The organism is Pusillimonas sp. T2, from assembly GCF_002236805.1.
Taxonomy (GTDB): domain Bacteria; phylum Pseudomonadota; class Gammaproteobacteria; order Burkholderiales; family Burkholderiaceae_B; genus Neopusillimonas.
Genome location: NZ_NIQA01000027.1, coordinates 1 through 3502, shown reverse-complemented (window position 1 = coordinate 3502; position 3502 = coordinate 1). Strand labels below are relative to the sequence as shown.

Annotated in this window: 3 protein-coding genes; 1 reads left to right on the top strand and 2 read right to left on the bottom strand. The window is 54.2% G+C overall.

Translation table 11 applies throughout. The annotated features are described in order from the left end of the window. Positions 1-126: 126 nt before the first annotated feature. Positions 127-768, top strand: coding sequence for an SOS response-associated peptidase (locus PuT2_RS15545; protein ID WP_093971904.1), 642 nt, complete (start codon positions 127-129; stop codon positions 766-768). A 30-nt stretch (positions 769-798) separates the two neighbouring features. On the opposite strand, the gene PuT2_RS15970 is transcribed toward PuT2_RS15545, so the two are convergent. Then, entirely contained in the window at positions 799-1698 is a 900-nt protein-coding gene (locus PuT2_RS15970) for a lecithin retinol acyltransferase family protein (protein WP_216820836.1), read from the bottom strand. A gap of 114 nt (positions 1699-1812) precedes the next feature. Further along, the coding region (gene csf4, locus PuT2_RS15535; RefSeq protein WP_216820835.1) for a type IV CRISPR-associated DEAD/DEAH-box helicase Csf4 at positions 1813-3502 on the bottom strand (1690 nt) is incomplete at its 5' end.

Below are 3502 nucleotides of genomic sequence, written 5' to 3'. Positions count from 1 at the left end.
GTTCAGAGGTTCCTTAGATCGCATGCAGACCTCCTAATCATTCGGATACGATGGATGTACATTATATGTTTTTTATAAATACATCAATAATTAACAAATGTCTTTTTAACAATGAAGAGGTGCTCGATGTGCAATCGCTACATCTCCCCCTCGAGTGCCGAGATTGAACGCTTCTGGCACATCGGCCGCAACAACCAGCCACAATGGGCAGGCGGTGGCGTGTATCCACGCGCAGCAGGCCCGTTCATACGCTTGGCAGAGAATAAAGAACCGGAGCTCGTGATTGGCCAATGGGCACTGATCCCCCATTTTGCCAAGAGCGCAAAGCTGCCTTACGCGACGAACAACGCGCGCAGCGAAGAGCTGGCCCACAAACCTAGCTATCGAGGCCCCTGGAGCCGCTCTCAGCGTTGCATCATTGCGGCATGGTCGTTTGATGAGCCCTGCTGGGAGACGGGCCGGAATCAGTGGTGGACGTTTCGTCGCACGGATAACACTCCCTGGGCGCTGGCCGGTCTTTGGAACGCTTGGACAGACAAAGAAACCGGAGAGGTGCTCGAAAGCTACACAATGCTGACCGTTAACGCAGATGGACACCCCATCATGCGGCGCATGCACAAGCCAGACCCTAAGCTTGGTCCCGGCGAGCAGGACAAGCGCTCCGTTATATCGATTGAAAAAATGGATGTCGATCGTTGGCTGCAGGGGCGACCGGATGAGGTGCTCGATCTATTGCGCCCGCCGGCGGTCCAAACGCTTTCTTTTTAACGGTGCCGTGCGGGTCGCAACTAAGAGGTTCTATACGCTCTTTGGGGCCTTCCAAACGCGCCAGTTGTCCACTTTGTACTTCTTCTCGGCGGTGTCTTTGACCATCCACCAAAAATTATCGGAATTGTCGAAATTGCCGGTCAAACAACCCGAAGTGAATTGGTGGCAATTATCAAGAATCACATTGTATTTGCGCTGACGTCCGATCATAGCCAGCGCACGCTTGGCCACTGCTTCTGTGCCGGCAGCGCTGGTATCGACACACGAGACATAAATGCTCAACGCGGGGTTAACTCCGCCCAGACGCCGGATAAAGGTTCTACGCGATACCACCTCGATGCTGCCATCGCCGTCCAGGTGCACGATCTTGCCGTCACCCACATAAATACCGCTGTGCTCTGCGATGCCGCCGAGCTTGCAGTACACGACGGATCCACGCACGGGTCTTACCGTGTCACGAACATAGTTATCGACTAGGTATTCAGAGACCGTGGGGGCGACAAACCCCATAAGACCATAACGCGCTAATTGCTGAATCGCGATGGTAGTTCCCGAGCCGGTGTTGATGCACCCGGTGGCACTGAGCGCCGCTGCGCTTAGGTAGCTTTTTGTGGCCGCGCCGCCGGCTACCGCGCTTGCGGTACCAATCGTCGCTGCAGTGCCGGCCGATCCGGCCGCCGCGCTGGCCAAGCCGACCAGACCTGAAGCGGCCACGCCCGAGGCGGAGCCCGCGAGCAACGAACTAGCCGCCGCGCCGACACCTCCGGTCGCTACACCGCTCACAGCGATCAGCGCTGATTTACCTGGATTTTCCAGAATGTAGTTAATTGGCGTCCCAATAATTCCGCCCCTTCCCCAATTCAGGTAATCGCCGAACAGTGCACGGTTCGCCAGAGAAAATGGCGCCTTAACTACGTCAAACCACCCCATAACACTCCCCTTCCTTTTGCGTGCAGATACGATTGGTAGTATTTGTTTTCCGATTCTATAACGAATTACCGGCTGCGCGTATCATTGACAACATCCTGCTGACTATGACTGCCGTTACAACCACTCCTTATAGTTTTCATCGGATGATATCCAGTGTTTTAAGGTGTATGGCGCCATTACCCGCTTAAAGTGGGACAAGTAGTTCTCAAAGGCAGGGTCACTGAATCGACCATCCAGAACAAATATCCGACGATTATTTGGCAGGCCCTCTCGCCTGACCAGGCGCCCCAAGCCTTGCTTAAAGCGCATCGCTGCATCAAGAAGTTCCCAAGGCACACTCGATAAGCTTTCAGTGCGCGTCTTATGAGTCATGCTTTTGTTCAGCCCAAACGGCAGGCGCGGGATAATCAAGTCCGTCAACATATTGTCCTGCTGCGGATCCTCGATACCGTAGCTGGCGCCGTTAATGTCTACGCCTGTCCAGGCCGAGCCCACTGCAATCCAGATCGTTTTTTCCCCAGTAAGGCGCCGTTTGACGAAGTGATTCATTTGCTCGACAAGGCTGTGCTTGGTGGACGCCACAATCTTGCTGGTAATGTTCGGGTCAAGGCGCTGGGCAAGCCCTTGAGCACTGGAGTAGCTAGTCATCAACACTAGGACGCCACCTTGAGCTGTTCGGTGAATATCACTGATGGCCGTACCAAGCTCATCGAGCCAGAGCGCTTCGCCCGATTCTTGCTGCGCTCCCTTGAGCTTGTCGCTGCGGGTAGGGGGGCGTAACCACCACGAGTTGCCCACTTTCGTCGGCTCAGGAAGCCACACCGCTTGAACAGGCCGGTATGTCCACGCCGGACGAATTACAGGAAACTCCATTAGACGCGTGTTTGGAACACTCAATACCGAGGCGCTGTAAGCGGCAGAGTCCTTCTCCAACTTACGTAAATACAGCGTGGCCGATACGGCTGCAGCCGATACCGTGCTTTGCCAGAGAAACTTCAGTTCATTAGCCACGCTTTGCCGACCAATGTTCAGTTGCGGGTAAGCCCGTACGGGCGAATAGCTCACCATTGCGCGCTGGCCATATTGGCTGATAGCCACTTTCAGTGCCAAATCAATTGCCCGGGCTTGAATGCTTAATTGCGTATAGTGAGGGCTTTGCTTGGCACCGCTCTTTACCGAACGGGCCAGCTCGTGCAGGTTTTGCAACGCTGCATAGACGTGACGTGTTGCCGGCGACGTGCTCGATAGGTCGTGTTCGTCATTGTTGGCCTGGTCGCGAATCGCATTCATGGCGATGGTCGCCTGTTTGGCTGCTGCTTTTGAAAGCCAGCCTTGGTCGGCCATGTGCATTAGATTGCGCAATACGCTACCGAGCGATATGTTGGTAGCAAGTATATTTGCCATGTTTGACTCAAAGGCATGGGCTTCATCAATGACTAAGTGCTGCCAGGCTGGCAAAATGCCCACGTCCTTATCCATGGTCAGCGCTGCCAACTCTTTGATCTCCTGTTCAATCGCTGAGCTCATCAATTCCTTGCGCTCTTCGGGCGCCAAGCCTTCGATGTTCTTAGGCTGGGAAAACGCCCAGATATCCTCTTTGATCTGTTGGCCAAGCTCAGACTGTCTGGCCCAAGTGCGCCGCTTGCGAATGTCAATGGCCAGCATGGCGTGGGTACAGTAAATGATTTCGCTGGTTGGTTCTTCAGCGATCTCACGCTCAAACTGACTTTCATAGGCTTTGGTTCCTGGATCATCCTGGTCGCTATCTGTGCCAAGACGCACACGGTATTTGTCAAACAAGATG